A 24,850-nucleotide genomic window follows, 5' to 3' on the forward strand; every position below is an offset into this window, starting at 1 on the left:
CGTAAACTCAACGTTTACAGCCCTTTTATAAAAATGAAAATGTTATAAAATAGTTAAAATATCACCCGTATGGGAATCGAACCCATAACTCCACCTTGAGAGGGTGGCGTCTTAAACCATTTGACCAACGGGCAATCAAACAATACTGGTATATTTTACCTTGACGATTGTCTGTCTGTCAATAAACTTTTAATCATTTTTTTATTCTAATTATTAAAACCATTAAATAAATCAATATTACAACATAGACCAGTGTTACAATAACGCCGGCAATTGCGATGTACTCAAGTATTATCCAGTGTGTTACAGATGTTGTAGCAAATAATAATATTGATAGAATTGCATACATCAAAACACTTCGAAGGGTATTTTTGAAGGATTCTTCCAATTTCTTTTGGTCTTTATTCATTAGTATGGGATGACCATGGAAAGCACATTGTTTAGGAAGTGAACAGTAATGTTTGCTTTGATATTTTTAGTTTTGTAATAAACGAAGGCAATAATGATTCCCAAAAGTATTTTGGAAATCGCATATGCCCAGTCAGTATTTGCTGAAATTGGAGCATGGGCAAATCCGAAGACAATACCACTCAAAATGGCCGAGATAACTTGATGATTTGGAAAGAACCAGTTCATGAAGATCCCTCTAAAAAGCAATTCTTCAAAAATGGGTGATATCACAATTATAGATAACATTAAGATTAGGATGTTATTGTTTCCCAATGTCATTAATGCGTCAGTGTTGGCATTGGAACTTTTGGCAAAACGCAAAGTGATGTAATTTATGGCAACAATCAAGACGATAGAAATTAATATAGTTATCCAGGTTTTTAACGTAAATTTTTTAGTAGGAAATTTCTGAGCTTTTCTGAAAACCAAGTAAAGGATTATTCCAGCTATGATCATTAATATGATCGACAAGTAGGGAGCCACTTTCATATAAGCTTGATAATTATTTCCAAGCTCTTTTTTGGTGACAACAAGAATGCTAAGTGGAAATTGTTCTACTATAAATAGCAGAATAAAGGCTATAATGTACAATAGACTTTTAAATGGATTGAATTCATTATTTTTATTAGTCAATGGAAGACCACCTTATTTTTATATATATCATAGAATTTTATCGCAATTAGTGATTTAATACTACAATGACTGTTCTGGTCAAGGAAAAGGGAGTGAAGGAATGTTTAAAGTTGTTCGAGGGCGACTGAATATATGGCAAGTTGTAGGGTCAATATTGTTTATGATCGTACAAGTTGTTGCTTCATTATATTTGCCCAACATTACTGCTGACATTGTAAACAACGGTATTGCCAAAGGTCAAACTGGTTATATCGTTCAAGCTGGTATGAAGATGATCTTTGTATCGGTAATTACAGTGATTGCATCAATCTGTAATGTTTTTCTTGCATCTCAAGCATCACAAGGATTAGGTCGAAATCTTAGATCTGATTTATTTAGAAAGGTTCTATTTTTTACCCACGATGAGTTCGATAATTTCGACACTTCATCACTTACTACTAGAACTACCAATGATGTTATGCAGATCCAAAACGTTATTATCATGGTCTTGAGAATGATGATCATGGCACCAATTTTACTAGTTGGTGCAAGTATAATGGCATATCAAAAGAATGCTGAAATGACGAAAATATTTATTGTTGTTATACCTGCTTTAGTTATCGTCGTCGGAATTGTTATGTATTTTGCTGTTCCGTTGTTCAAAGCTATGCAGAAAAAGACTGATAGATTGAATCTGATCTTCCGTGAGGGACTAACTGGTGTTCGTGTTATCAGAGCCTTCAGACAAGATACTTTTGAACAAAACAGATTCAAAGATGCCAATGAAGATTACACACATAATGCTATCAAAGTTTATACAATTGTTGCTTTAATGGCACCTTTTGTAACCTTGATCATGAGTGGTACGAATATTGGTATCACATGGTTGGGTGCACATTACATTGCCAATCAAACTATGCAAGTTGGTAACTTGATTGCTTTCATGACATACGCAATGCAGATTTTAATGAGTTTCATGATTTTGTCACTTATATTTGTTTTGATTCCTCGTGCTTCAGCTTCTGCTGCACGTATCAACGAAGTTTTTGATACAGAGAGTCAAATCGATACAGTTGCAAAACCTGCCAAAATCAAAGATGAAGTTTCACTTGAATTCAATGATGTTAACTTTAGATATTTAGGTGCGGAAAGACTTGCTTTGTCTAATATCAATTTTAAAGTTGATAGCGGTCAAACATTAGCAATCATTGGTGGTACTGGATCAGGTAAGACTACTATGATCAATTTGATACCACGATTCTATGATTCAGAGACTGGTGTCGTAAGTCTAAATGGCACTGATGTCAAAGCACTTAACTCTGCTGATATCAACGAACAAGTTGCTATGGTTCCTCAAAAAGCAGTCTTGTTCAAAGGTACTATCAAGTCAAATATGCTTTATGGTAAAGCAGATGCGACTGATGATGAGATTTGGCACGCATTAGAAGTTGCTCAAGCTGCTGAGTTTGTTAAAGAACTTGATGGTCAGTTGGATGCTGTTGTTGAACAAGGAGGAGATAACTTCTCAGGTGGTCAAAAACAACGTCTTGCTATTGCTAGAGCATTGGTTAAAGATGCATCGATCTATGTGTTTGATGATTCGTTCTCAGCACTTGATTTCAAGACTGATTTGAATCTTCGTACTGCTCTAAAAGCTGACGAAAAGATTCAACAAAGTGTTGTCGTGATCGTTGGTCAACGTATCTCAACAGTTGCTGATGCTGATCAAATCGTGGTCCTTGATAACGGTAAGATGGTCGGTTTAGGTACTCACGAAGAATTGAAAGAAAATAATAAGACTTATCAAGAAATTATCGAGTCTCAGATCAAGGAGGCAAAATAATGGCTAAAGAAAAAGATACTTCAACTACTAATTCTGGACCAGGTCCACAAGGACATCATGGCCCAGGCCCAGCTGGTCCAAAACCTGCTAAGCCAAAGAACTTTTGGAAAACGGTTGGAAGATTAGCCAAGTACATGTCTGTTTATATTTGGGGACTGATTGCTGTTGTTGTTTTGGCAGTATTGTCTTCAGTATTCCAAGTTATGACTCCTAAAGTACTGGGACAAGCTACCACAGAAATATACAAGGGATTTATGACTGGTGTTGCTCAACAAAAAGCCGGTATCAAAGTTGATCAATTTCCAATAGATTTCACAAAAATCGAACAAATTATTTTAATTGTGTTCTTGATGTACCTTGCTTCCGGTTTATTTAGTTTTATCCAACAATTCGTTATGACTCGAATCTCACAACGGACTGTTTATAAATTGAGACGTGACTTAAAAGGTAAGATGAGACGTTTGCCAATCAGCTATTATGATGAACATTCAAACGGTGATATCATGTCTCGTGCCATAAATGATATGGATAACATCGCTGGTACATTGCAACAGAGTTTGACTCAACTGGTAACAAGTACAGTGACGTTCATTGGTGTTTTGTGGATGATGTTCACGATCAGTTGGCAATTAACTCTGATTGCTCTGGCAACTATTCCTTTGAGTTTGGTAGTTGTTGGATTCATTGTTCCAAGCTCACAAAAATTCTTTGCTGCCCAGCAAAAATCACTTGGTTTATTGAACAACCAAGTTGAAGAAAATTATGCTGGACACGTGGTCGTTAAGAGTTTCAACCATGAAAAAGAAGCTATCGGTAAGTTTGATGAAGAGAATGCTACTTTGTACAAAGCTTCATGGAAAGCTCAGATGATTTCTGGTATTATCATGCCTTTGATGACACTTATCAATAACCTTGGTTATGTTTTCGTAGCCATGGTCGGTGGTATTCAAGTTGCCAATGGTAGTGTTTCTCTTGGTAATATCCAAGCTTTCTTACAGTACATGAATCAATTCTCTCAACCAATTACGCAGTTAGCTAACTTGGCCAATACTATCCAAGCTACTGTAGCTTCAGCTGAACGTATTTTTGAAGTTATCGATGAACCAGAAATGGATAATTCAGCTGTCGATGTTCCAGATATTCAAACTGATAAGAAAGTTATTTTGGATCATATGGACTTCGGATATGCTGACAAGCCATTGTTGATGAAAGATTATAATCTGGAAGTCAAACCTGGTGAGATGGTTGCTATTGTTGGTCCTACCGGTGCCGGAAAGACAACTATCATCAATTTACTGGAACGCTTTTATGATGTTAAGGGTGGTTCCATCAAATTGGATGGTAAGGATATCCGTAATATGAGTCGTGAAGATGTCAGAAGTCACTATGCAATGGTTCTTCAGGACACATGGCTGTTCACCGGAACTATTTATGACAACTTGAAATATAGTAATCAGGATGCTTCTAAAGACGAAGTTATCGCTGCTGCGAAAGCTGCTCACGTTGATGCCTTCGTTCGTCAATTGCCAGATGGATACGACACTGTCTTGAATGAGGAAGCTTCAAATATTTCTCAAGGACAACGTCAGTTGATCACAATTGCACGTGCCTTTGTGGCTGATCCAGAAATCTTGATTCTTGATGAAGCAACTTCATCTGTTGATACAAGAACTGAATTGCATATTCAACATGCGATGGAACGTCTATTGAAGAACAGAACAAGTTTCGTTGTTGCTCACAGACTTTCAACTATTCAAGATGCTGATAAGATCATTGTTATGAATGAGGGCTCTATCGTTGAGACTGGAAATCATGATGAACTTATGGCACAAAATGGATTCTATGCAGACCTTTACAATAGTCAGTTTGCTGGAAACGTTGCTATTTAAACAAATTTGGTATAATAAAAGACATGCAAAGCATGTCTTTTTTGTTTGGAGATAATTATGAAGAAATTTTTGGAAACAGAAGCTCAAATAATAGATTTAGTTAATAAGCAAGTTGTGCCTGGTGTCAGTTATGGATTTATCAGTGGCTCAAAATCTGAAATTCACGTACTTGGCAAGAAATCATGGCAACCCGAAATTACGCCTTTATCACAGGGTGACCAATATGATTTGGCGTCGCTAACCAAAGTTATGGGAACCGTACCTTTAATAATTCAATTGATCAAAGAAGGTAAGATCGGATTACACGATCCGATCCATAATTATTTACCGGGCTTCAAAGATAGTCGAGTAGAGATCTTTCATCTGTTGACTCACACTTCTGGGATTGCAGGATACATTCCTGATCGTGATAGCTTGTCAGCAGACCAATTGATTGATGCTCTGTTAAAATTACCGGTAACTGAAAATTTCGATAAAAAAGTTGTCTATACAGACACTGGCTTGATTTTTTTAGGTTTGATAATTGAACAATTCTATCGACAACCAGTTCAAAAAGTTATCGAAAACACTGTTTTAAAGAAATTGAATCTCAACGATACTACATTTGAGCCTCAAATTGGTCGTTGTGTGCCCACGTACAGAGTTGATGGAAGATATCTTATTGGTATACCAAATGATCCGAAAGCTCGTCAGTTGGGCTTACGTTGTGGTTCAGCAGGGATGTTTTCCACTATTGATGATGTTATGAAATTCACTCAAATAATGTTGGAGCCTGATAATAAAAATTTGTATCATAATTATACGCATCTTGATCCAGGTAGATCTTTGGGATGGGACATAAAACCTGAGGGATCTGGTCATGTACTTTTTCATACAGGTTATACAGGTCATTTTATTGCCGTTGATTATGAAACTCAAAATGCGATGGTAGTTCTGACTAATCGAGTTCATCCAGTTGAGCATAATGAGTTGTTTTTAAGACGCAGAGACAATATTCTTCAGGATTTTTTGAATGAAGACAAAAAATAAGAAGCCAGTTGGCTTCTTATTTTTTCTTTGTTTTAATATAGCCTTGATCACTTAAAGTCCGACGTAATGACATCATAGCTGTATATGTTGCTAAAACATATAACTTCTTTGTCGGAACATTTGGGATTTCTTTGACGAAATCTTCGATTTCAACAGTTTGACGGTTCTTATTCATATCGAGTCCGGCAATTTTGAAGCGATAGGTAACATCCTTTAATCGTTTTCCACCAGTGATCACCAGTGGGATCTTATCATAATCGAAATCTTCAAAGTTAGCGTCCCAGATCCAACTGGTATCAATACCATCTGCATAGTTAGCATTCAATAGAAATGCCAACGAGTAATCTGAATCATCACTCAAAATTGTTTCGATGACTTGATTTAGTCCAACTGGATTTTTGACTAAGATAATATTTACATCTTTTTCACCGACACGGATGGTTTCTTGACGACCAAAGACTTTCTCATCATAAGAGAAGGCTTTAGATATCTGTTTTTGGCTGATTCCAAGTTCAGATGCGACAGCGTAAGCGGCTAGTGCGTTATACACGTTATATTTTCCACCGATATTCATCTCAAATTGATTGCCATCGATTTCAAATTTGGTTTTGTTAGGTAGTAGCATACTAATGTCGGTAACTTCGTAGTCAAGTTTATTACGTTCGAATCCACAGTTTGGACAGAAATAGCTTCCCAAGTTGGCATACGAAATATTGTGATAATGCAGAATGTGGTTACATTTAGGACATAACACTCCATCAGTATTCGTTGGAGCCTTGATATCAGTATTTTCAAATCCTTTGTCTGAGAATCCATAGTAGACGATTTTGTTTGGTAATTCTTTAGAAGAGAAGATTGCGGCATCGCCATTAGCTATGATCGTAGCTTCAGGGGCCAACTTGATACCATTAAGGATTTTTTGATAAGTAGTGTAGATTTCACCATATCGGTCCATTTGGTCTCTAAAAATATTAGTGAGCACGAAATACTTAGGCTTAATATATCTACAAATAATTTCAACGTTTGCCTCATCGACTTCTAAGACGGCTAATGGTTTGTCGCTCTTTTTACGATGAGTGATGAAACTAGTAACGATACCTTGGATCATGTTAGAACCAGTTGGGTTTGTTAATACATCATCGTATTTTTGAACTAACATCTTGTTGATCAATGATGTAGTTAATGTCTTACCGTTAGTTCCAGTCACGATTATCAAATCGTAATTTTTCCCGAGACTTCCTAAAATATCGGGGTCGATCTTGTAAGCAATTTTTCCAGGATAGGAAGAACCACCATTGAAGAAATTACTAAGTACAAAATATGAAGCTTTTCCTGTAAGTGTTGCAAAACTTGATTTAAGTGTCATTCTAAAACCTCAATTTGTTTAATTAAAAATATATTATCATACCTATTTTGTATTTTATTCAATTTTGTTTGAATTTAGACAATGTTTAATGTGTCAATTCATCATGGTTTTGGGTATAATTTTCAAGGATATAATTTTGGAGGCGGAAATTTGGCTCAACTATTTTTTAAATTTGGTGCAATGAACAGTGGCAAATCAATTGAAATATTGAAGGTTGCTCATAATTACAAAGAACAAGGAAAGTCAGTGATCTTGATGACTAGCGTTTTGGATACTAGATCCGGCACTGGCAAAATCTCCAGCCGAATTGGACTCGAGGCAGATGCAATTGCCTTAAAACATGATTCTGATGTTTATGATATCGTTAAAACAAAGAATACCGACGCTGCTTGTGTTTTGATCGATGAATGTGAATTCATGACAAAAGAACAAGTTATTCAAGCAACTCAAGTTGTAGATAAACTTGGAATTCCGGTAATGGCATTCGGTTTGAAAAATGATTTTCGCAATGAATTATTTGAAGGTTCTAAATATCTGTTATTATATGCAGATAAGCTAGAAGAGATGAAAACAATCTGCTGGTTCTGTAAGAAAAAGGCTACAATGAATATGCGTATGTCTGATGGTAAGCCAGTGTATGAAGGCGACCAAATAGCAATTGGTGGAAACGAAATGTACTATCCAGTATGTCGTCGTCACTACAATAATCCTCCAATGTTAAAAGATGAATAGAAAGGATTCTTAAATTGGATAAAATTTTTGATCAATTAGAATCACTCATCGATAGATACAACGAATTACAAGAGTTAATGAGTGATCCAGAAGTTATTAATGACACAAAACGTTATATGAAGCTTTCTAAAGAAGAAGCTGATATGCGTGATGTTGTTGCTGCATTTAAGAAATATAAAGAGTTAAAACAAAGTATCAGTGATAGTGATGAGATTTTGCGTGAAACCGATGATGCAGAAATGCAAGCAATGGCTAAAGATGAATTGAACTCATCAAAAGAAGAACTTGAAAAGGTTGAACACGAAATCACACTGTTGATGTTACCAAAGGACCCTAATGATGATAAAAATATTATCATGGAGATCCGTGGAGCTGCTGGTGGTGATGAAGCCAGTTTGTTTGCTGCTGACTTATTGAGCATGTACAGCAAATATGCTGAAAAACAAGGTTGGACCTTTGAGATCATCGATGAAAATGCTACCGAAGTTGGTGGTTACAAAGATGTCGCTGTAATGATCACAGGAAACCGTGTTTACTCAAAACTCAAGTATGAGAATGGTGCACACCGTGTTCAAAGAATTCCTGCAACTGAATCAGCTGGACGTGTTCATACATCTACAGCTACCGTTGCAATCATGCCAGAATATGATGAAGTTGATGTTGATATTGATCCTAAAGATATTCGTACCGATGTTTATCGTTCATCCGGTGCTGGTGGTCAGCATATCAATAAAACATCTTCAGCTGTTCGTATGACCCATTTACCTACAGGTATCGTTGTTGCCATGCAAGACCAACGTTCACAGCAACAAAACCGTGAGAAAGCTATGCAAATTTTGCGTTCACGTGTTTATGATTACTATGAATCAGAAAACCAAAGTGAATATGATGAAAAACGTAAATCTGCCGTTGGTACTGGTGATCGTTCTGAACGCATTCGTACATATAATTATCCACAAAACCGTGTTACTGATCATAGAATTGGACTTTCTCTCAACAAACTTGATCGTATTATGAATGGTGACCTCGATGAAATTATCGATGCATTAGTTGTGTTTGATCAAACTCAAAAATTGGAGCAAATTCAAAGTGGAGAGACTAAGTTATTCTAAAGCCCTTGATAGGGCTTTTTTCATGTTAAAAGAAGCAAATAAGTTTCCTGAAGATGCGGAATACTTATTAGAAGAGCTATCAGGATTCAATTACACGCAACTACAATTGCATCGAAATGAGCCAATCCCAAATCGAACATTGCATAGATTTCGTGATGGATTGGTTAGACTGAAAAATGATGAACCAGTGCAATATATCCTTGGACACGCATATTTTATGGGAAAAGATTTCACAGTGGATGAAAACGTCTTGATTCCTAGACAGGAAACTGAAGAAATGGTTCAGAAGATAATTGATGATCATGATGAGGATAACCATGAAGTTCTCGATATTGGAACTGGATCAGGAGTTATTGCTATCAGCTTAGGACTGGCTTTTCCAGATGATGAAATCTTAGCAACTGATATTTCTGATGGTGCATTGAAAGTAGCACAGTTAAATTCTGATAATTATCAGACGAATAATGTGTATTTTCAGCAAAGTGATTTATTCAGTAAAATCAAACCACAAAAATTCAATACGATTGTTTCGAACCCTCCATACATTGCAGAATCAGAAAAAAATGTCATGGATGAGAGTGTTATAAAGTTTGAGCCGGATTTGGCTTTATATGGCGCAAATAATGGTTTAGACTTTTACCAGAACATTTCATTGAATGCTGAAAAGTATTTAACAGACGATGGTTGTTTGTATATGGAATTCGGTTATCAACAAAAATCTGAAATTAAACAAATTTTTGCTAAAAACATGCCCGAATATGTTGTAGAATTCTATAAGGATATTGATGACCATTATAGGTATTTAAAAGCATATAGGAAGAAGGTGTAACGTTGGAAACAGAAATTCTGAAGAGCGATAGATTGTCAGAAGCTGTTGATTTTTTAGCAGATGGCAAGTTAGTCGCTTTTCCAACTGAGACAGTTTACGGATTAGGAGCAGATGCAACTAGACCAGACATTGTCAAAGATGTTTATGCCGCCAAAGGTCGTCCAAGCGATAATCCATTGATAGTGCATGTTGATAGCCCAGCAATGGTTTGGGAGTATGCAGATACGAAATACAAACCATTAGCGGAGAAGTTGATGAACAAGTTTTGGCCGGGTCCATTGACAATAATCATGCCGATCCAACCTGGAAAGTTATCTAAAGAAGTAACCGGAGGGTTGACTACTGCTGCGTTTCGAATGCCCAACAATAGTTTGACTCTTAAATTGATTAAGGAATTCGGGAAGCCGATAGTTGGACCGTCCGCTAATACTAGTGGTAAACCTAGTCCTACAGAAGCAAAACACGTCTATCATGATTTGAAGGGGAAGATTTCCGCTATTTTAGATGATGGACCAACTGTCATAGGTGTCGAATCGACAGTAATTGATTTGTCAGCTGAAATTCCTACAATTCTTCGACCAGGAATGATCGATAGTGATCAATTAGAAGAAGTAATTGGAACAGTCAGAAGTGATCATCATAAAGTTACTGATAGTGAAGTTCCCAAAGCACCAGGGATGAAATACAAACACTATGCGCCCAATGCTCAAGTAATTATTATCGATGATCCAAAGGATTTTAAGAATGCACTTTCTGAATGTTGTGAACAAACTGGTCGAATCGGAATTTTAGCTACAGACGAGATTCTTGAACAATTGCCAGACAACTTTCATAAGTTCTCATTAGGTACAGATATCTACAGTGCGTCAAAACATTTATTTGCTGGACTTCGAGCTTTGGATGATGATAAAACTGCCTTCATTCTGGCACAAGGTTTTCCAGATGACGCCCATGGCGAAGCTTATAGAAACCGTTTGAATAAATCTGCTGGTCAACAACATTATAAAAATTAAGGAGAAATATTTATGTCAAAATTTCAAGTACTAAATCACCCATTGATCCAACACAAACTTACTATTATTAGAAGCAAGCACACAGGAACAAAGGTGTTCCGTGAAGTTGCCAATGAAATTGCTGAACTTATGGTTTATGAAATCACAAGGGATTTACCATTAACTGATGTCGAAGTTGAAACACCAATGGGTAAATCAACTCAGAAGATGATTGCAGGAAAGAAATTAGCTGTTATTCCTATATTACGTGCTGGACTTGGCATGGTCGACGGTGTATTACAATTGATCCCAGCTGCTAAAGTTGGACACATTGGTATGTATCGTGACGAGAAAACTCTTCAACCACATGAATATTTTGTTAAACTCCCAAGCGACATCGATCAACGTGAATTGTTTATCGTAGATCCAATGTTAGCAACTGGTGGTTCAGCCAACATGGCTATTGAAGCTTTGAAGAAGCGTGGAGCTAAACATATGAGATTGGTTGTTTTAGTTGCTGCACCTGAAGGTGTAAAAGCAGTTCAAGAAGCTCATCCTGATGTTGATATCTACGCCGCATCTCTTGATGAAAAACTTACAGATACTGGTTATATTTTCCCTGGTCTAGGTGATGCTGGAGATAGATTATTTGGTACAAAATAAATAATTCACTATTTAAATAAAGTTTTTATAGTGTTATCATTTTGAGGTATCAAATGTTCTCAATAAGCGAAGAAAGGGGGGTTATTATTGGATGATAAATATAAGTTCTTTGACGCGTTCGGATTAACCTTCAACGTTGCGAATTGCTTATCTGCAGTAGTTGCGGCAATCCTTGTTTTCATATTGGTATATTCGCTATCAAGAAAGATCACTATGAGACCTGGAAAAGCTCAGAATGTAATGGAATGGATGGTCGACTTTACGAATAGTATTGTTAAACAAGCATTCCCTGACGGTTCCGGCAAAAATTTCAATCTATATGCCTTTGTGCTGTTCTTGTTTATTTTTGTTTCTAACCAATTAGGTCTTATTCTCCAAGTTAAGGTTGGCGGATACACCTATCTAAAATCTCCAACCGCAAATCCAATGATCACAATGTCACTGGCATTGGTCTCATTGTTGCTTGCACACTATTATTCAGTTAAGAAATTTGGATTTGGTGGTTACTTAGGTAACTTTGCAAGACCGGTTGCATTTTTAACACCAGTTAACCTTCTAGAGGAGTTTACAAACTTTCTAACGTTGTCACTTCGTCTTTACGGTAATATCTTTGCTGGTGAAGTTCTTCTAGCACTTATTGGAACTGTTGCTAAAAGTTTTGGTATCGTATCTTTCGTGGTAGCAATACCTATTGAAATGATATGGCAAGGCTTTTCAGTATTTATTGGAGCCATCCAAGCGTACGTATTTACCACATTATCAATGGTTTATATTTCACGTAAAATGACAAAAGAATAACATTTATTGGAGGATTTTAAATTATGAAAGAAATCGCGGCAGCTATTGCAGCTGGTCTAGCAGCTTTTGGTGCATCAATTGGTAACGGACTTGTTATCTCTAAAACACTTGAAGGTATGGCTCGTCAACCCGAAGTATCTGGTCAATTAAGAGGTACTATGTTTATTGGTGTTGGTCTTATCGAAGCTGTTCCTATCATTGCTATTGCTATTGCATTCGTTATTCTTTTCGTATAATACATACAGTCAAACCGGCGATAATATAAATCGCCTTTTTATGTTTTATAGGAAAGGAAGGAGCAGAGAATATGGCAAGTATTTTAGTACTTGGAGCAGGTAAATTAGCTTTGGGTGACATGCTATTTATTCTTATATCTTTTATCCTTTTAACTCTTGCAGTTAAGAAGTACGCTTGGGGACCTATCACAAAGATGATGGATGCCAGATCAGAAAAAATCACTGGTGATTTGGATTATGCTGATCAAGAACGTGCTCGTGCCGATAAAATGGCAAAGGAACGTGAAGAAGCACTTAGAAATTCACGTGCGGAAGCTATTGAGATCGTAAATAAGGCAAAAGAAAATGGTGATGATCAAAAGAAAACCATTGTTGCCAGCGCTCATAGTGAAGCTGAAAATGTAAGAACAAAAGCACAGTCAGACGCTGAAAAAGCTAAACAAGATGCAATGCAAGAAGCACAAAATGACATTGCAAACTTGTCATTGGAAATTGCTTCCAAAGTCATTTCCAAAGAGCTTAATTCTGACGATCAAAAGTCACTTATCGACTCTTATATTAAGGAGTTGACTGTAAACAATGAAACTAAGTAAATTTCAAGTTGGTAAACGTTACAGCAAAGCCTTATATGAAGTCGCTGAAGAACAAAATAATGTTGATGAAGTGCTAGAAGATCTAAAAGCACTCAAGACTGTTTATACTGAAAACCCAAGTCTGAGCTTTGCTTTAGCAGGGCGCTCACTTTCTCGTATTGAGAAAGCTAAGATTTTGGATGCGTTGAAGTCTCAATTTGGTCCCTTGATGCAAGATTTCTTATCGATGCTGTTTGAACGTAATCGTTTAGACTGTGTAGATGAAATTGCTGATGCCTTTATCGCAAAATACGATGAAGACAACGGTATTGTTGAAGTTTCTGTAACTTCAACTATTGCCTTGGATTCTGAACAAGAAGACAAACTCAAAGATGTAGTTAAAAAACGTTTTTCAGTAAAAGAAGTAAACTTAACAAAAATAGTAGATCCTTCAATCATCGGTGGAGTTATTATCCGTGTTGGTGATCAAGTAATCGATGGAAGTATTCTTAAAAAGTATACTGATATCAAGAATTTGCTATTGGTTAACAAATAAGTCGAGGTGAAAAGAATGAGCATCAAAACTGAAGAGATTAGTTCACTGATCAAAGAACAGTTGAAGAACTATAAAAATGAACTCTCAGTTGATGAAGTAGGTACAGTTACATACGTTGGTGATGGTATTGCTCGTGCTAATGGCCTTGAGAATGCCATGGCAAGTGAATTACTTGAATTCCAAGACGGTACTTTTGGTGTGGCTCAAAACCTTGAAAGTGATGATGTTGGTATCATCATTTTAGGAAATTACGATCAAATCCGTGAAGGCGATACAGTTAAGAGAACTGGTCGTATCATGGAAGTTCCAGTTGGTGAAGAAATGATTGGACGTGTCGTAAATTCTTTGGGTCAACCAGTAGATGGACTTGGAGATATTAAGACTGACAAAACTAGACCTATCGAATCTCCTGCACCAGGTGTTATGCAACGTAAGTCAGTTTTCGAACCGTTACAAACAGGTTTGAAAGCTGTCGATTCATTAGTTCCTATTGGCCGTGGTCAACGTGAGTTGATTATCGGTGACCGTAAAACTGGTAAGACTTCAATCGCTATTGATACGATCATCAACCAAAAGGATCAAGATATGATCTGTGTTTATGTTGCTATTGGTCAAAAGGAATCAACTATCAGAAACCAAGTTGAAACTTTGAGACAACATGGTGCCATGGACTACACAATCGTTGTTGAAGCTGGACCTAGTCAACCAGCTCCTATGCTTTATTTCGCACCATATGCTGGTGCTGCAATGGGTGAATATTTCATGTACAACGGCAAACATGTTTTGATCGTTTATGATGATTTAAGCAAGCAAGCTACTGCTTATCGTGAAATATCACTATTGCTACGTAGACCACCTGGGCGTGAAGCATATCCTGGTGATGTTTTCTACTTACATTCACGTTTACTAGAACGTGCTGCTAAGTTGAGTGATGATTTAGGTGGTGGGTCAATGACCGCACTTCCTATCATCGAAACACAAGCCGGTGATATTTCTGCTTATATTCCAACAAACGTTATTTCTATCACTGATGGACAGATTTTCTTGAGTAGTGACTTATTCTATTCAGGTACACGTCCAGCTATTGATGCTGGTGCTTCTGTTTCTCGTGTTGGTGGGGATGCTCAAATTAAAGCCATGAAGAAAGTTGCTGGTACTTTACGTCTAGATCTTTCTTCATATCGTGAATTGGAATCATTCGCACAATTTGGATCAGATCTTGATGAAGCTACAAAAGCTAAGTTGGATCGTGGTCGTAGAACGGTTGAAGTTCTTAAACAACCTGTTCATGCTCCAGACCCTGTTGAGCATCAAGTATTGATCTTGTTTGCTTTAACACGTGGATTCCTGGATCAAGTTAAAGTTGAAGATATTCAAGAATATGAAGCTTCACTTTCTGAATTTTTCGAAGCTAACCATGCTGATCTATTGAAGACAATCAAAGAACAAGGCGTTCTGCCTGATGAAGACGATATGAAAGCTGGAGTTGATGAGTTTACTAAAAACTTCTTGGCTTCAAAGACCGTCGATGAGTCAGAGAAATAATACTGGAGGTTTGAAAAATGGCTGAGTCCCTAATGGACATTAAAAGAAGAATTTCTTCTACTAAAAAAACCGGTCAAATAACAAGAGCCATGCAAATGGTTTCTGGTGCCAAACTTTCACGTATTGAAAAACAATCTATGGCTTATCAACTTTATGCAGATAAGGTTGCAGAAATTGTCAGACATTTGACAGTGGGGGATGTATTCAAACAGATTTCCGTTGGTGGAAATTCTGCTGACCCATTGAGTCTTAATAATATTTTGCAAATTCGTGATGTTAAAAGAACTGCCTATGTAGTTTTGACGAGTGATCGTGGACTTGTTGGTGGATATAACAGTAATATTTTAAAAGCCATGATGGATATTTTTAAAAAGAAATATAACAATGACAAGAGTAAATTTACTATTATTTCACTTGGAGCCACAGGAACTGAGTTCTTTAAAACTCGTGGCTATGACATTTCGTATGAATATCGTGGTTTACCTGATGTACCTACTGTGGAGGATGTCGCTCCGATCGTGAAATCTATTTTACAGTTGTATCAAGCAGGAACTTTCGATGAAATTCATGTTTGTCATAATCATCATATTAATTCATTGGTATCTAAATTCACTGATGCAAAATTATTGCCTCTTGAAGCACCAAAGGATACAACAATGGAAGAGGAACACATAGCCAGTGAATATATTACGGAACCAAATCCGGAAGAAGTTCTATCAGCGATTGTCCCTCAATATATTGAGAGTTTAATGTTTGGCGCTATGATGGATGCTAAAACAGCAGAACATGCTGCTTCAGTTACAGCGATGAAAGCTGCTACGGATAATGCAGATGATTTGATATCTGATTTATCGTTGCATTATAATCGTGCTCGTCAAGCTCAAATAACTACTGAGATCACAGAAATCGTTGGCGGTGCTGCGGCACTAGAATAGTTTAGAAAGGAGCCAAATTAATGAGTAGCAAAGGAAAAGTTATTCAAGTTATTGGACCAGTTGTTGATGTTGAGTTTCCTTTAGATGGTGATCTACCTAAACTAAACGATGCTCTTCATATCACAAAAAGCGACGGTTCAGAAATCACCGTTGAAGTTGCGTTGGAACTTGGTGATGGCGCCTTGCGTGCTATTTCTATGAGTTCAACTGACGGACTTCAAAGAGGTGCTGATGTTGTTAATACAGGAGCTCCTATTTCAGTTCCTGTAGGTAAAGAAACACTTGGACGTGTGTTTAACGTTTTAGGTGAGACAATTGATTTCGGGGATCCATTCCCTGCAGATTACAGACGTGATAGTATTCACCGTGATGCACCTGCATACGATGAACTAAACACATCTACTGAGATCCTGGAAACAGGTATCAAAGTTATTGACTTACTCGAACCATACGTTCGTGGTGGTAAAGTTGGATTGTTCGGTGGTGCCGGTGTTGGTAAAACCGTTTTGATCCAAGAGTTGATTCATAACATTGCTGAGGAACATGATGGTATTTCAGTATTCTCAGGTGTTGGTGAAAGAACTCGTGAAGGTAATGACCTTTATTATGAAATGAAAGAATCTGGTGTTCTTAAACAGACTGCCATGGTTTATGGACAAATGAACGAATCACCTGGTGCTCGTATGCGTGTTGCCTTAACAGGTTTGACAATTGCTGAGTACTTCCGTGATGTCGAAGGACAAGATGTTCTATTGTTCATTGATAATATCTTTAGATTTACACAGGCTGGTTCTGAGGTTTCTGCCTTACTTGGTCGTATGCCTTCAGCCGTTGGTTATCAACCAACACTTGCTACAGAAATGGGTCAATTGCAGGAAAGAATCACTTCTACACAGAAGGGTTCAATTACTTCAATTCAAGCTGTTTATGTTCCAGCGGATGATTATACTGATCCCGCTCCTGCAACAACTTTCGCCCATTTGGATGCAACAACTAACCTTGAACGTAAATTGACAGAACAAGGTATTTATCCTGCAGTTGATCCACTAGCTTCATCATCATCTGCTCTAGATCCTTCTATCGTTGGTAAAGAGCATTATGCTGTTGCTACAGAGGTTCAACAAGTATTGCAACGTTATCGTGAATTACAAGATATCATTTCAATTCTTGGTATGGATGAATTATCTGATGAAGAAAAGACCGTCGTTGCACGTGCAAGACGTATACAATTCTTCTTATCACAAAACTTCAGTGTTGCTCAACAATTTACTGGTATTCCAGGATCATATGTTCCAGTTGAAGAAACAGTTAAAGACTTTAGAGCAATTCTTGATGGTAAATATGATGATGTTCCAGAAGATGCCTTTAACGGTGTTGGTGGAATCAAAGATGTATTAGAAAAAGCTAAGAAGATGGGCTGGAGTCCAGCTGGTGAACAAGGCGATGACGCAACTGAAGCAGTTGCTAACTAATAAGGAGGGAATAATATGGCTGATCAAGATAATGCAATGACGGTCAATATTGTTACTCCTGATGGTGTTGTCTATAATCATCATGCAAGTCTAATCGTTGCCAGCGCCATCAATGGAGATATTGGTATCATGTCAAATCATGAACCAATCATTGCTCCATTGAAGATTGCTGAAGTTCGTGTCAGACGACCAGATCGTCCTGATCATGAAGATGCAATTGCTGTTAACGGTGGCTTTTTGGAGTTCAGCAATGATCTAGTTTCTATTGTTGCTAACAGTGCCGAAAGAGCTCGTGATATTGATTTGAGACGTGCAAAATATGCTAAACAACAAGCTGAGGAGACAATCAAATCAGCAACTGATAAGCATAACGTCGATGATCTTGACCGCGCACAAGTTTCGTTACGTAAAGCTATTAATAGAATTAACGTTAGTGAACACAAATAAGAACTTGGGAAAATTCCCAAGTTCTTTTTTTATTTTTAAATTATTTTAATACTTCCCCAAAGGACAATAAATAAGTGTTAAAGTTTGTGAAGAGGTTTTGAATATGAGAAGTCTAGGACTAACAGCAATCATTACCATAATTAGTCATTTGCTATTTATCTGGCTAAGCTATAATGCATTACAGGCAATCGATTGGAGAAAGATATATAACAAAAGTAACCCAAAAATGTTACAATTACTTGTAGCGCTTGTTTCTATTGCGCTTGGTTATACTGTTAGCTCATTTGTTTTGAGTCTTATCAGTGTGTCACAAAACCTGACGTTACTTTTCTAATTTAATCTAACGTTTTGGAGGGAAATATATTGCAACAAATCATCGTAAATGGACCTTCCCGCTTACAGGGGACAGTTAAGATCGAAGGCGCCAAGAATGCAGTATTACCAATACTTGCTTCTACTTTGTTAGTCTCAAAAGGTGTGAATTATTTTACTAATATTCCACCATTATCAGACGTTACAACAATGTGCAAAGTGTTACGCGCACTCGATGCAAAAGTAGATTTTAATCAAAATGACGAAGTACTAACAGTTGATACATCAAACGGAATTTCAACAACAGCTCCAGAAGAGCTAGTTGATAAAATGAGAGCTTCTATTGTTGTCTTAGGACCAATTTTAGCTCGTAAAAAAGAAGCTCATGTAGCTATGCCAGGTGGATGTGCAATTGGTTCTCGACCAATTGATCTACATCTTAAGGGACTTGAAGCGATGGGCGCAAAATTCACTCAAAATGGTGGATATATTGACGCAATTACTGATGGTTTGCATGGTGCAGACATCTATTTAGATTTTCCTAGTGTTGGGGCAACTCAAAATATCATGATGGCTGCAACTTTAGCTGACGGTGAGACAGTAATCGACAACGTTGCTCGTGAACCAGAAATTGTCGACCTAGCCAATGTATTAAGTAAAATGGGTGCTGATATTACAGGTGCCGGTACTAACACCATCAAAATCAAAGGTGTTAAAGAACTACATGGCTGTGAACATTCAATCATGCAAGACCGTATCGAAGCAGGAACATTTATGGTTGCTGCTGCAGTTACAAATGGTGATATCTTTATTAAAGATGCCGTTGTTGCTCACAACAAACCATTGATTTCAAAATTAACTGAGATGGGCGTTCAAATCATTGAATCTGATGAAGGGATCCGTGTTATCGGAACTGATGATTTGAAGGCGGTAGATGTTAAGACATTGCCACATCCTGGTTTCCCAACTGACATGCAGGCACAAATGACCCTTGCTCAATTATTGAGTAATGGTACAACTGTAATGACAGAGACCGTGTTTGAAAATCGTTTTATGCATTTCCCAGAGTTTGGTAAAATGCAAGCTGATTACAAAATTGAAGGTAATTCAGTGATCATGTTTGGACCAGCCAGCTTGTCTGGTGCCAATGTTGCAGCTACAGACTTACGTGCTGCCGCTGCATTAGTTCTTGCAGGATTAGTTGCTAAGGGTGAAACAAGAGTTTCAAACTTGCAATATCTTGATCGAGGCTATTATAATTTTACAGAGAAGTTAAGAGATTTAGGTGCTAATATTAGGCGTGTTTCTGTTGATGATAACGGAAGAGAAAGTTTAGTATTTAAGACAGTAACCAGTGCTGATAAACTTGCTTAAGAAAGTGGTTGATCCACTTTCTTTTTTTATTACGAATGTAATGAGAGCGTTGGTTATGATATACTTTTTTTGTCTAGATTTTTGGAGGATATAGTATGGCGAAATATCTTGGAATTGATTTAGGAACTGCAAACGTATTAATAGATGTAAAAGGAGAGGGAATCGTCTTAAACGAACCCTCTGTTGTTGCGATCAACTCACGAACTAATGAAGTTGTCGCAGTTGGTAAGGATGCTTATCAAATGGTTGGTAGAACACCAGCTAATATTAAGGCAATTCGTCCTTTGAAGGATGGAGTTATTGCTGACTTTAATATCACAGAACAAATGTTGAAGTATTTTATCGACAAATTGAACGTAAAGAGTATGTTCTCTAAACCCGTTACTATGATCTGTGCGCCAACTAATGTAACTCCAGTTGAACAAAAATCTATTATCGAAGCAGCTGAACAAGCTGGCGGTGGTAAGGTTTATCTTCAATTAGAGCCAAAAGTTGCCGCCGTTGGTGCTGGTTTGGATATCTTCAAACCTCAAGGTAACATGGTCATTGATATCGGTGGTGGTACTAGTGATATCGCCGTGTTATCAATGGGGGATGTTGTTACAAGCCGTTCATTGAGATTTGCTGGAGATAAAATGACAACAGCCATTCAAACTTATGTAAAACAAAGTCATAGTTTGATTATTGGTGAAAGAACTTCCGAGGAAATTAAGAAACAAATTGGTGCTGCTTTAGATGGTAACGAGAACGAGACATTCTCAGCAAGTGGTATCGACATTGTTACGGGACTACCAAAAGAAATTACTTTAAATGAAAAAGAAATCGAAACAGCTCTCCATGATGGTGTTACACAGATTATTGATGCTGCTAAGGGTGTGCTAGAAGAGACACCACCTGAATTATCGGCTGATATCATTGATCGTGGAATCATGCTCACTGGTGGTGGTGCACTATTGAAGAATCTTGACAAGTTACTTTCACAAGAACTTCAAGTACCAGTTCTAATGACTGATCATCCATTGGATTCAGTTGCTTTGGGTACTGGAATATTACTAGAAAATATTGAAAAACATAAGAAATATTAAGGTGTAATATGAAACGAGATTTTGGAAAAGAGTATCGTCGCGATATCTTTAAAAAGATTGGCTGGGTTGTTTTATTCATGCTTATCTTTTTAATTTTGGGTATGTTGATTGGTTCTGGACTAGGTGGGTCTAATCCACTTGCAGTATTATGGCCAGGTACTTGGATACATATGTTCGACTTTCTGAGATAAATATGTTAAAAAAATTATTGATTGGTATAGTGAGAATATATCAAAAATTTATTTCTCCCGTGCTTCCGCCAAGTTGTCGATATTATCCAACTTGCTCAAGTTATTTTATTTCTGCGGTCCAAAAGCATGGGGCAATTTTGGGAGCAATAATGGGTACTGCAAGAATACTGCGTTGTAATCCCTTTGTCCGTGGCGGAGTTGATCCAGTTCCGGATAATTTCACAATCTTCAGAAACCCTCATCCAGAGGACTATGAGGACGAGATTATTGCAAAAAAATTTCATAGTAAAGAATAGGTAGATTTAATGGCAAAGAAGAACAAACCCATCGAAATTAATTTGAAAGATATTAGTGATGATCCTGAAACATATGAACTTTGGGATGGAAAAAAATATATTGGTACAATTCGTAAAGAAGGGGATAGATTCCTTTCTTTTGTTGATAGCAAAGACACACCATTTAAATCAGTTAAGCTAGATGATGCAATAAACGAATTGTTAATGCAATATAATCTACATAATCATTAATAGGTGTTAAAATGCAAATGAGGAATAATAATAAAGAAAATGATCTAGAATCAAGAATTGATTATGGAATTATTTTTTCAGTTATGATGCTTGCAATTATTGGCCTGTTGTCGATTTATGTGGCGACTATCCATGACTCGCAAAATCCGCTGAAGAACGTTGTTTCACAGTTGGTCTGGTATGTGATCGGTGCAGTTATCGTTGCTGTAATTATGCAGTTTGATGCTGAACAATTATGGCAAGTTGCAAATTATGCTTATTACGCTGGTTTATTTTTACTAGTATTGGTTTTAATATTCTACAGTCGAGCATATGAGGCACAGACCGGTGCAAAAAGTTGGTTTGCGCTCGGACCGTTTACCTTTCAACCGTCTGAAGTTATGAAACCTGCCTACATACTTATGTTAGGTAAGGTCATAACGAATCACAACAGTGAGTACGGCGCACATACTCTCAGAACTGATTTTCTATTATTAGGAAAATTATTATTGTGGACATTACCTGTGTTGGTACTATTGGCTTTGCAAAAAGACCTTGGTACTTTGCTAGTGTTCATCGCAATTCTGGGTGGTATGGTTCTAGTTTCAGGAATTGATTGGCGCATTATAGGAACGGTATTTGGAGTTGTCGCCATCGTTGGTGGAACAGCAATAACTTTGGCAGCAACTGATTGGGGACGCCCAATCCTTATGAACTTAGGTTTTAAATCATATCAATTTGCCAGAATTGATAGCTGGTTGAATCCTTCTCAAGATACCACTGAGAATGGTTATCAGATTTGGCAAAATATGAAGGCAATTGGCTCAGGTCAATTGTTCGGAAAAGGCTTTAACGTATCAAACGTTTATGTACCGGTACGTGAGTCTGATATGATCTTCTCCGTTATTGGAGAAAACTTTGGATTTATTGGATCTTGTGTCGTGATTTTATTGTACTTCTTGTTGATTTACCAAATGATTCAAGTTACGTTCGATACAAAAAATGAATTTTATGCCTACGTTTCCACAGGTGTTATTATGATGATCTTGTTCCATGTTTTCGAAAATATCGGTATGAGTGTTGGTTTATTGCCATTGACAGGTATACCATTACCGTTCATATCCCAAGGTGGTTCAGCTTTACTTGGTAATATGATCGGTATCGGATTAGTCATGTCGATGCGTTTCCATCACAAGAGTTACATGTTTGAAAATGGATCATTTAAACAGAGGTAGAGGTAGGTTAAAGGTATGTCAAAGAAAAATTATTTGTGGGTAAAAGACATGGATGAATCTCAACGTGTCGGATTAACAAAGGAAGGTCAACATGCTTTAGGTGACGTTAAGTTTGTCGACTTACCAATTGTTGGTAAGGATATTCATAAGGGTGATTCTACTGGTTCAGTGGAAGCTCAAAAAGCTGTTGTTGAACTACAATCACCAGTATCTGGGAAAATTGTGAATGTTAATGATAAATTGAACGACACTCCAGAACTATTGAATGGTTCTGAAGAAGAAGCTTGGCTTTTCGAAGTTAACAATTAAATTTTTTTAACATATTCTTTTATTGTTGCTTATTTCTTGCAAGTTTTTTTAAGAACTGTTTAAATTATCCTGAAATTAATAAATGAATGGGGTAGTTTTTTATGAAAATCTTGGGTGAAAAAATTCGTCATTATAGAAAACTGAGAGGTATTTCTCAGTCAGAACTAGCTGACGGTATTTGTACGCAAGCTACGGTCAGTCTTATCGAAAAGAAAGACAAAATACCTAGCATGGAAATCTTGGTTCGCATTTGTGAAAGACTGGGTATCACAATGAACCTCGTAATTGTTAATGACGATAGTCAAATTTATTCAATTATTAGCGAAATCAAAAAGTTGTTCTATCAAGACGACTATGATGGCATCGTTTCTAAATTAGATAAATTACGTGACATTAATATTAATAATAAGCAAGAAATTAAATTGATCCACTTCTTTAGTGGGTTAGTTGAATATGAAGTAGAAAAGAATTATGATAAAGCAATTTTTGACTTCAACCGTGCTATGAATGTCAATATTGTTAGTGTCGACATGTATGATATTCTTATCAATATTTATACTGCTAAGGCATATGTAAACAAGGGTTCAGATGATGAAGCTAAAGTTTACTATGATCAATCAAAAGAATTGATCAAATCTAGTGTAGAGAAAATCAACGATGAAAACTATCGCGACAGTATTTTGATCTATGCTAACATGTCTGAGTTAGCTCTAGAACTAGGTGATAACGAAAGTGTTATCGAGTATGCTAACGAAGGAATTTATATTGCTAGAAAAGAACAATCATTGTTCAAACTTGACTCAATGTATTGTTATATGGCTGAAGCTGGAACAAAAGATGGACAAAAGAGTGATGAAGATTACATCAAGGCTTATGTTATCTCAAGTATCAGCGACAACAAGAATATGTTCGACAACTTAAAATCAAAAATAAGTAAGATGAGTCTTAATATTTTCAACAATTAAATTTAAATTTAAAAAGGGCTGAATTCATTAATTGAATTCAGCCCTTTTGATATGCTATTTTTTTATTTTGGTTTCTTGATTGATTTGTTATCAAGGTCAGTTCTTACAACTAGAACATCACATGCAGCTGTACGAGTTACATATTCAGTAACTGAGCCGATCAATAGTCGTTCCATCGCATTAAGACCAGTGGCACCGATCATAATAAGATCAACGTTTAATTTTTGTGGAAATTCTGTGGCAATAATGGCCTTTGGGGCACCATATTCGATACTATAGTCAATATCATCCAAGCCTGCATCCTTGGCATTCTTTACGTAGCCTTTGACTGTGTCTTTAGCTTTTTCAGTAATTTGTTCAACCATAGTTGAATCAAAACTTGAAACATTTTGGAAAGCTCTTGTATCAATTACGTGTACTAAATGAACACTAGCTTTGTTTCTCTTTGCAACTTCAACAGCTTTTTTGAAAGCCAATTCTGATTCAAATGATCCATCAATTGGAACTAGAATGTTTTTGTATTGTTGTAACATAATATCACCCCGTAGTTTTATTTTATAAGATAGGTAATAAGATTCCTATAACTTCATTTTAGTTTATTTCATAAAATAAATACAGTTATCCACGAATATTACCCAAATAAATTGAAAAACCGGCTGCTGTTATACTTCCCAGAACTAGAGTAATGAAATTTAATTCCTTTTTCCCGAATAAGAGAATAATTACACCAATAATTGATATTATTACTAATAAAATCGCAGTGAACTTCATGGCATTTTGGAGCTTGAGGTTTTC

At 36.7% G+C, this 24,850-nt stretch carries 28 protein-coding genes and 1 tRNA gene; 25 read left to right on the top strand and 4 right to left on the bottom strand.

The genetic code is table 11. The annotated features are described in order from the left end of the window. Positions 1-61: 61 nt before the first annotated feature. A tRNA-Glu gene (locus tag EKM63_RS00005) sits at positions 62-134 on the bottom strand. Between the two features lie 274 nt (positions 135-408). After that, positions 409-1,083, bottom strand: coding sequence for a CPBP family intramembrane glutamic endopeptidase (locus EKM63_RS00010; RefSeq protein WP_125702439.1), 675 nt, complete (start codon positions 1,081-1,083; stop codon positions 409-411). Between the two features lie 100 nt (positions 1,084-1,183). Between EKM63_RS00010 and EKM63_RS00015 the strand changes: the two genes are divergently transcribed. The 3 genes from EKM63_RS00015 to EKM63_RS00025 are packed head-to-tail and all read left to right on the top strand — an operon-like array spanning position 1,184 to position 5,823. Then, positions 1,184-2,905 carry an ABC transporter ATP-binding protein gene (locus tag EKM63_RS00015; protein WP_125702441.1) on the top strand — a complete coding sequence of 574 codons (1,722 nt, stop codon included), beginning with the start codon at positions 1,184-1,186 and terminating at the stop codon, positions 2,903-2,905. Next, positions 2,905-4,794: an ABC transporter ATP-binding protein gene (locus tag EKM63_RS00020; protein WP_125702443.1), complete on the top strand. Its 1,890-nt coding sequence runs from the start codon at positions 2,905-2,907 to the stop codon at positions 4,792-4,794. Before EKM63_RS00015 ends, EKM63_RS00020 begins: the two co-directional genes overlap by 1 nt. A 57-nt stretch (positions 4,795-4,851) precedes the next feature. Next, the gene (locus tag EKM63_RS00025; protein WP_125702445.1) at positions 4,852-5,823 is read left to right on the top strand and encodes a serine hydrolase domain-containing protein; all 972 of its coding nucleotides are present in this window, start codon (positions 4,852-4,854) and stop codon (positions 5,821-5,823) included. A gap of 16 nt (positions 5,824-5,839) precedes the next feature. Here the strand turns inward: EKM63_RS00025 and EKM63_RS00030 are convergent, their stop codons facing one another. Then, on the bottom strand, positions 5,840-7,189 hold the full coding sequence (locus EKM63_RS00030; RefSeq protein WP_125702447.1) for a Mur ligase family protein: 1,350 nt from the start codon (positions 7,187-7,189) through the stop codon (positions 5,840-5,842). A gap of 150 nt (positions 7,190-7,339) precedes the next feature. Here EKM63_RS00030 and EKM63_RS00035 point away from each other — a divergent pair, with 150 nt between their 5' ends. The 22 genes from EKM63_RS00035 (at position 7,340) to EKM63_RS00140 (ending at position 24,055) form a co-directional block, all read left to right on the top strand. Continuing rightward, positions 7,340-7,921 (top strand): thymidine kinase, encoded by a 582-nt coding sequence (locus EKM63_RS00035; protein ID WP_125702449.1) that lies wholly within the window; start codon positions 7,340-7,342, stop codon positions 7,919-7,921. A gap of 14 nt (positions 7,922-7,935) precedes the next feature. Beyond that, positions 7,936-9,033, top strand: a complete 1,098-nt coding sequence (gene prfA / locus EKM63_RS00040) for a peptide chain release factor 1 (RefSeq protein ID WP_125702451.1) — start codon at positions 7,936-7,938, stop codon at positions 9,031-9,033. Next, the gene (gene prmC / locus EKM63_RS00045) at positions 9,011-9,862 is read left to right on the top strand and encodes a peptide chain release factor N(5)-glutamine methyltransferase (protein WP_164504871.1); all 852 of its coding nucleotides are present in this window, start codon (positions 9,011-9,013) and stop codon (positions 9,860-9,862) included. The genes prfA and prmC overlap by 23 nt, the downstream gene beginning before the upstream one ends. Positions 9,863-9,864: 2 nt before the next feature. Beyond that, on the top strand, positions 9,865-10,875 hold the full coding sequence (locus EKM63_RS00050; RefSeq protein ID WP_125702455.1) for an L-threonylcarbamoyladenylate synthase: 1,011 nt from the start codon (positions 9,865-9,867) through the stop codon (positions 10,873-10,875). Between the two features lie 12 nt (positions 10,876-10,887). Beyond that, positions 10,888-11,517, top strand: a complete 630-nt coding sequence (gene upp / locus EKM63_RS00055) for a uracil phosphoribosyltransferase (protein ID WP_125702456.1) — start codon at positions 10,888-10,890, stop codon at positions 11,515-11,517. An 87-nt stretch (positions 11,518-11,604) separates the two neighbouring features. After that, positions 11,605-12,315: a F0F1 ATP synthase subunit A gene (atpB, locus tag EKM63_RS00060; RefSeq protein WP_125702458.1), complete on the top strand. Its 711-nt coding sequence runs from the start codon at positions 11,605-11,607 to the stop codon at positions 12,313-12,315. A 23-nt stretch (positions 12,316-12,338) separates the two neighbouring features. After that, entirely contained in the window at positions 12,339-12,551 is a 213-nt protein-coding gene (gene atpE / locus EKM63_RS00065; RefSeq protein ID WP_048702666.1) for a F0F1 ATP synthase subunit C, read from the top strand. A 71-nt stretch (positions 12,552-12,622) separates the two neighbouring features. After that, positions 12,623-13,144, top strand: coding sequence for a F0F1 ATP synthase subunit B (atpF, locus tag EKM63_RS00070; protein WP_125702460.1), 522 nt, complete (start codon positions 12,623-12,625; stop codon positions 13,142-13,144). Beyond that, a complete protein-coding gene (gene atpH, locus EKM63_RS00075; protein WP_125702462.1) occupies positions 13,131-13,679 on the top strand; it encodes an ATP synthase F1 subunit delta in 549 nt (182 codons plus the stop codon). Before atpF ends, atpH begins: the two co-directional genes overlap by 14 nt. Before the next feature lie 15 nt (positions 13,680-13,694). After that, complete coding sequence (gene atpA / locus EKM63_RS00080; protein ID WP_125702464.1) at positions 13,695-15,224, top strand: F0F1 ATP synthase subunit alpha; 1,530 nt, start codon at positions 13,695-13,697, stop codon at positions 15,222-15,224. A gap of 17 nt (positions 15,225-15,241) precedes the next feature. Beyond that, entirely contained in the window at positions 15,242-16,159 is a 918-nt protein-coding gene (locus EKM63_RS00085; RefSeq protein ID WP_125702466.1) for a F0F1 ATP synthase subunit gamma, read from the top strand. Between the two features lie 20 nt (positions 16,160-16,179). Beyond that, positions 16,180-17,631: a F0F1 ATP synthase subunit beta gene (atpD, locus tag EKM63_RS00090; protein ID WP_125702468.1), complete on the top strand. Its 1,452-nt coding sequence runs from the start codon at positions 16,180-16,182 to the stop codon at positions 17,629-17,631. 15 nt (positions 17,632-17,646) lie between these two features. Then, a complete protein-coding gene (locus tag EKM63_RS00095) occupies positions 17,647-18,078 on the top strand; it encodes a F0F1 ATP synthase subunit epsilon (RefSeq protein ID WP_125702470.1) in 432 nt (143 codons plus the stop codon). A 103-nt stretch (positions 18,079-18,181) separates the two neighbouring features. After that, positions 18,182-18,412: a DUF1146 family protein gene (locus EKM63_RS00100; RefSeq protein ID WP_125702472.1), complete on the top strand. Its 231-nt coding sequence runs from the start codon at positions 18,182-18,184 to the stop codon at positions 18,410-18,412. 29 nt (positions 18,413-18,441) lie between these two features. Beyond that, positions 18,442-19,764 (top strand): UDP-N-acetylglucosamine 1-carboxyvinyltransferase, encoded by a 1,323-nt coding sequence (murA, locus tag EKM63_RS00105; protein WP_125702474.1) that lies wholly within the window; start codon positions 18,442-18,444, stop codon positions 19,762-19,764. Between the two features lie 95 nt (positions 19,765-19,859). After that, a complete protein-coding gene (gene mreB, locus EKM63_RS00110; RefSeq protein ID WP_125702476.1) occupies positions 19,860-20,849 on the top strand; it encodes a rod shape-determining protein in 990 nt (329 codons plus the stop codon). Positions 20,850-20,857: 8 nt separating this feature from the next. Then, entirely contained in the window at positions 20,858-21,040 is a 183-nt protein-coding gene (locus EKM63_RS00115; RefSeq protein ID WP_125702478.1) for a DNA-directed RNA polymerase subunit beta, read from the top strand. Between the two features lie 2 nt (positions 21,041-21,042). Next, on the top strand, positions 21,043-21,336 hold the full coding sequence (gene yidD, locus EKM63_RS00120; protein ID WP_225418235.1) for a membrane protein insertion efficiency factor YidD: 294 nt from the start codon (positions 21,043-21,045) through the stop codon (positions 21,334-21,336). 9 nt (positions 21,337-21,345) lie between these two features. Beyond that, the gene (locus EKM63_RS00125) at positions 21,346-21,567 is read left to right on the top strand and encodes a DUF2969 domain-containing protein (RefSeq protein WP_125702482.1); all 222 of its coding nucleotides are present in this window, start codon (positions 21,346-21,348) and stop codon (positions 21,565-21,567) included. Between the two features lie 11 nt (positions 21,568-21,578). Then, on the top strand, positions 21,579-22,781 hold the full coding sequence (locus EKM63_RS00130) for an FtsW/RodA/SpoVE family cell cycle protein (RefSeq protein WP_164504872.1): 1,203 nt from the start codon (positions 21,579-21,581) through the stop codon (positions 22,779-22,781). Between the two features lie 15 nt (positions 22,782-22,796). Continuing rightward, a complete protein-coding gene (locus EKM63_RS00135) occupies positions 22,797-23,090 on the top strand; it encodes a glycine cleavage system protein H (RefSeq protein WP_125702486.1) in 294 nt (97 codons plus the stop codon). Between the two features lie 101 nt (positions 23,091-23,191). Further along, positions 23,192-24,055 (top strand): helix-turn-helix domain-containing protein, encoded by an 864-nt coding sequence (locus EKM63_RS00140; RefSeq protein ID WP_125702488.1) that lies wholly within the window; start codon positions 23,192-23,194, stop codon positions 24,053-24,055. Between the two features lie 62 nt (positions 24,056-24,117). On the opposite strand, the gene EKM63_RS00145 is transcribed toward EKM63_RS00140, so the two are convergent. Next, positions 24,118-24,588, bottom strand: coding sequence for a universal stress protein (locus EKM63_RS00145; protein WP_125702490.1), 471 nt, complete (start codon positions 24,586-24,588; stop codon positions 24,118-24,120). Positions 24,589-24,850 lie beyond the last annotated feature (262 nt).

It is taken from the genome of Companilactobacillus mishanensis (genome assembly GCF_003946505.1).
GTDB classification, from domain to species: domain Bacteria; phylum Bacillota; class Bacilli; order Lactobacillales; family Lactobacillaceae; genus Companilactobacillus; species Companilactobacillus mishanensis.

What these genes read in the sequence shown, in the direction of transcription:
- EKM63_RS00145 (WP_125702490.1), bottom strand. Translation starts at nt 24,588, where the DNA reads ATGTTACAACAATACAAAAACATTCTAGTTCCAATTGATGGATCATTT.
- atpE (WP_048702666.1), top strand. Translation starts at nt 12,339, where the DNA reads ATGAAAGAAATCGCGGCAGCTATTGCAGCTGGTCTAGCAGCTTTTGGT.
- atpH (WP_125702462.1), top strand. Translation starts at nt 13,131, where the DNA reads ATGAAACTAAGTAAATTTCAAGTTGGTAAACGTTACAGCAAAGCCTTA.
- EKM63_RS00015 (WP_125702441.1), top strand. Translation starts at nt 1,184, where the DNA reads ATGTTTAAAGTTGTTCGAGGGCGACTGAATATATGGCAAGTTGTAGGG.
- EKM63_RS00030 (WP_125702447.1), bottom strand. Translation starts at nt 7,189, where the DNA reads ATGACACTTAAATCAAGTTTTGCAACACTTACAGGAAAAGCTTCATAT.
- EKM63_RS00140 (WP_125702488.1), top strand. Translation starts at nt 23,192, where the DNA reads ATGAAAATCTTGGGTGAAAAAATTCGTCATTATAGAAAACTGAGAGGT.
- EKM63_RS00135 (WP_125702486.1), top strand. Translation starts at nt 22,797, where the DNA reads ATGTCAAAGAAAAATTATTTGTGGGTAAAAGACATGGATGAATCTCAA.
- EKM63_RS00025 (WP_125702445.1), top strand. Translation starts at nt 4,852, where the DNA reads ATGAAGAAATTTTTGGAAACAGAAGCTCAAATAATAGATTTAGTTAAT.
- mreB (WP_125702476.1), top strand. Translation starts at nt 19,860, where the DNA reads ATGGCGAAATATCTTGGAATTGATTTAGGAACTGCAAACGTATTAATA.
- EKM63_RS00130 (WP_164504872.1), top strand. Translation starts at nt 21,579, where the DNA reads ATGCAAATGAGGAATAATAATAAAGAAAATGATCTAGAATCAAGAATT.
- EKM63_RS00085 (WP_125702466.1), top strand. Translation starts at nt 15,242, where the DNA reads ATGGCTGAGTCCCTAATGGACATTAAAAGAAGAATTTCTTCTACTAAA.
- EKM63_RS00115 (WP_125702478.1), top strand. Translation starts at nt 20,858, where the DNA reads ATGAAACGAGATTTTGGAAAAGAGTATCGTCGCGATATCTTTAAAAAG.
- EKM63_RS00125 (WP_125702482.1), top strand. Translation starts at nt 21,346, where the DNA reads ATGGCAAAGAAGAACAAACCCATCGAAATTAATTTGAAAGATATTAGT.
- upp (WP_125702456.1), top strand. Translation starts at nt 10,888, where the DNA reads ATGTCAAAATTTCAAGTACTAAATCACCCATTGATCCAACACAAACTT.
- EKM63_RS00100 (WP_125702472.1), top strand. Translation starts at nt 18,182, where the DNA reads ATGAGAAGTCTAGGACTAACAGCAATCATTACCATAATTAGTCATTTG.
- EKM63_RS00020 (WP_125702443.1), top strand. Translation starts at nt 2,905, where the DNA reads ATGGCTAAAGAAAAAGATACTTCAACTACTAATTCTGGACCAGGTCCA.
- atpD (WP_125702468.1), top strand. Translation starts at nt 16,180, where the DNA reads ATGAGTAGCAAAGGAAAAGTTATTCAAGTTATTGGACCAGTTGTTGAT.
- EKM63_RS00095 (WP_125702470.1), top strand. Translation starts at nt 17,647, where the DNA reads ATGGCTGATCAAGATAATGCAATGACGGTCAATATTGTTACTCCTGAT.
- atpF (WP_125702460.1), top strand. Translation starts at nt 12,623, where the DNA reads ATGGCAAGTATTTTAGTACTTGGAGCAGGTAAATTAGCTTTGGGTGAC.
- yidD (WP_225418235.1), top strand. Translation starts at nt 21,043, where the DNA reads ATGTTAAAAAAATTATTGATTGGTATAGTGAGAATATATCAAAAATTT.
- atpA (WP_125702464.1), top strand. Translation starts at nt 13,695, where the DNA reads ATGAGCATCAAAACTGAAGAGATTAGTTCACTGATCAAAGAACAGTTG.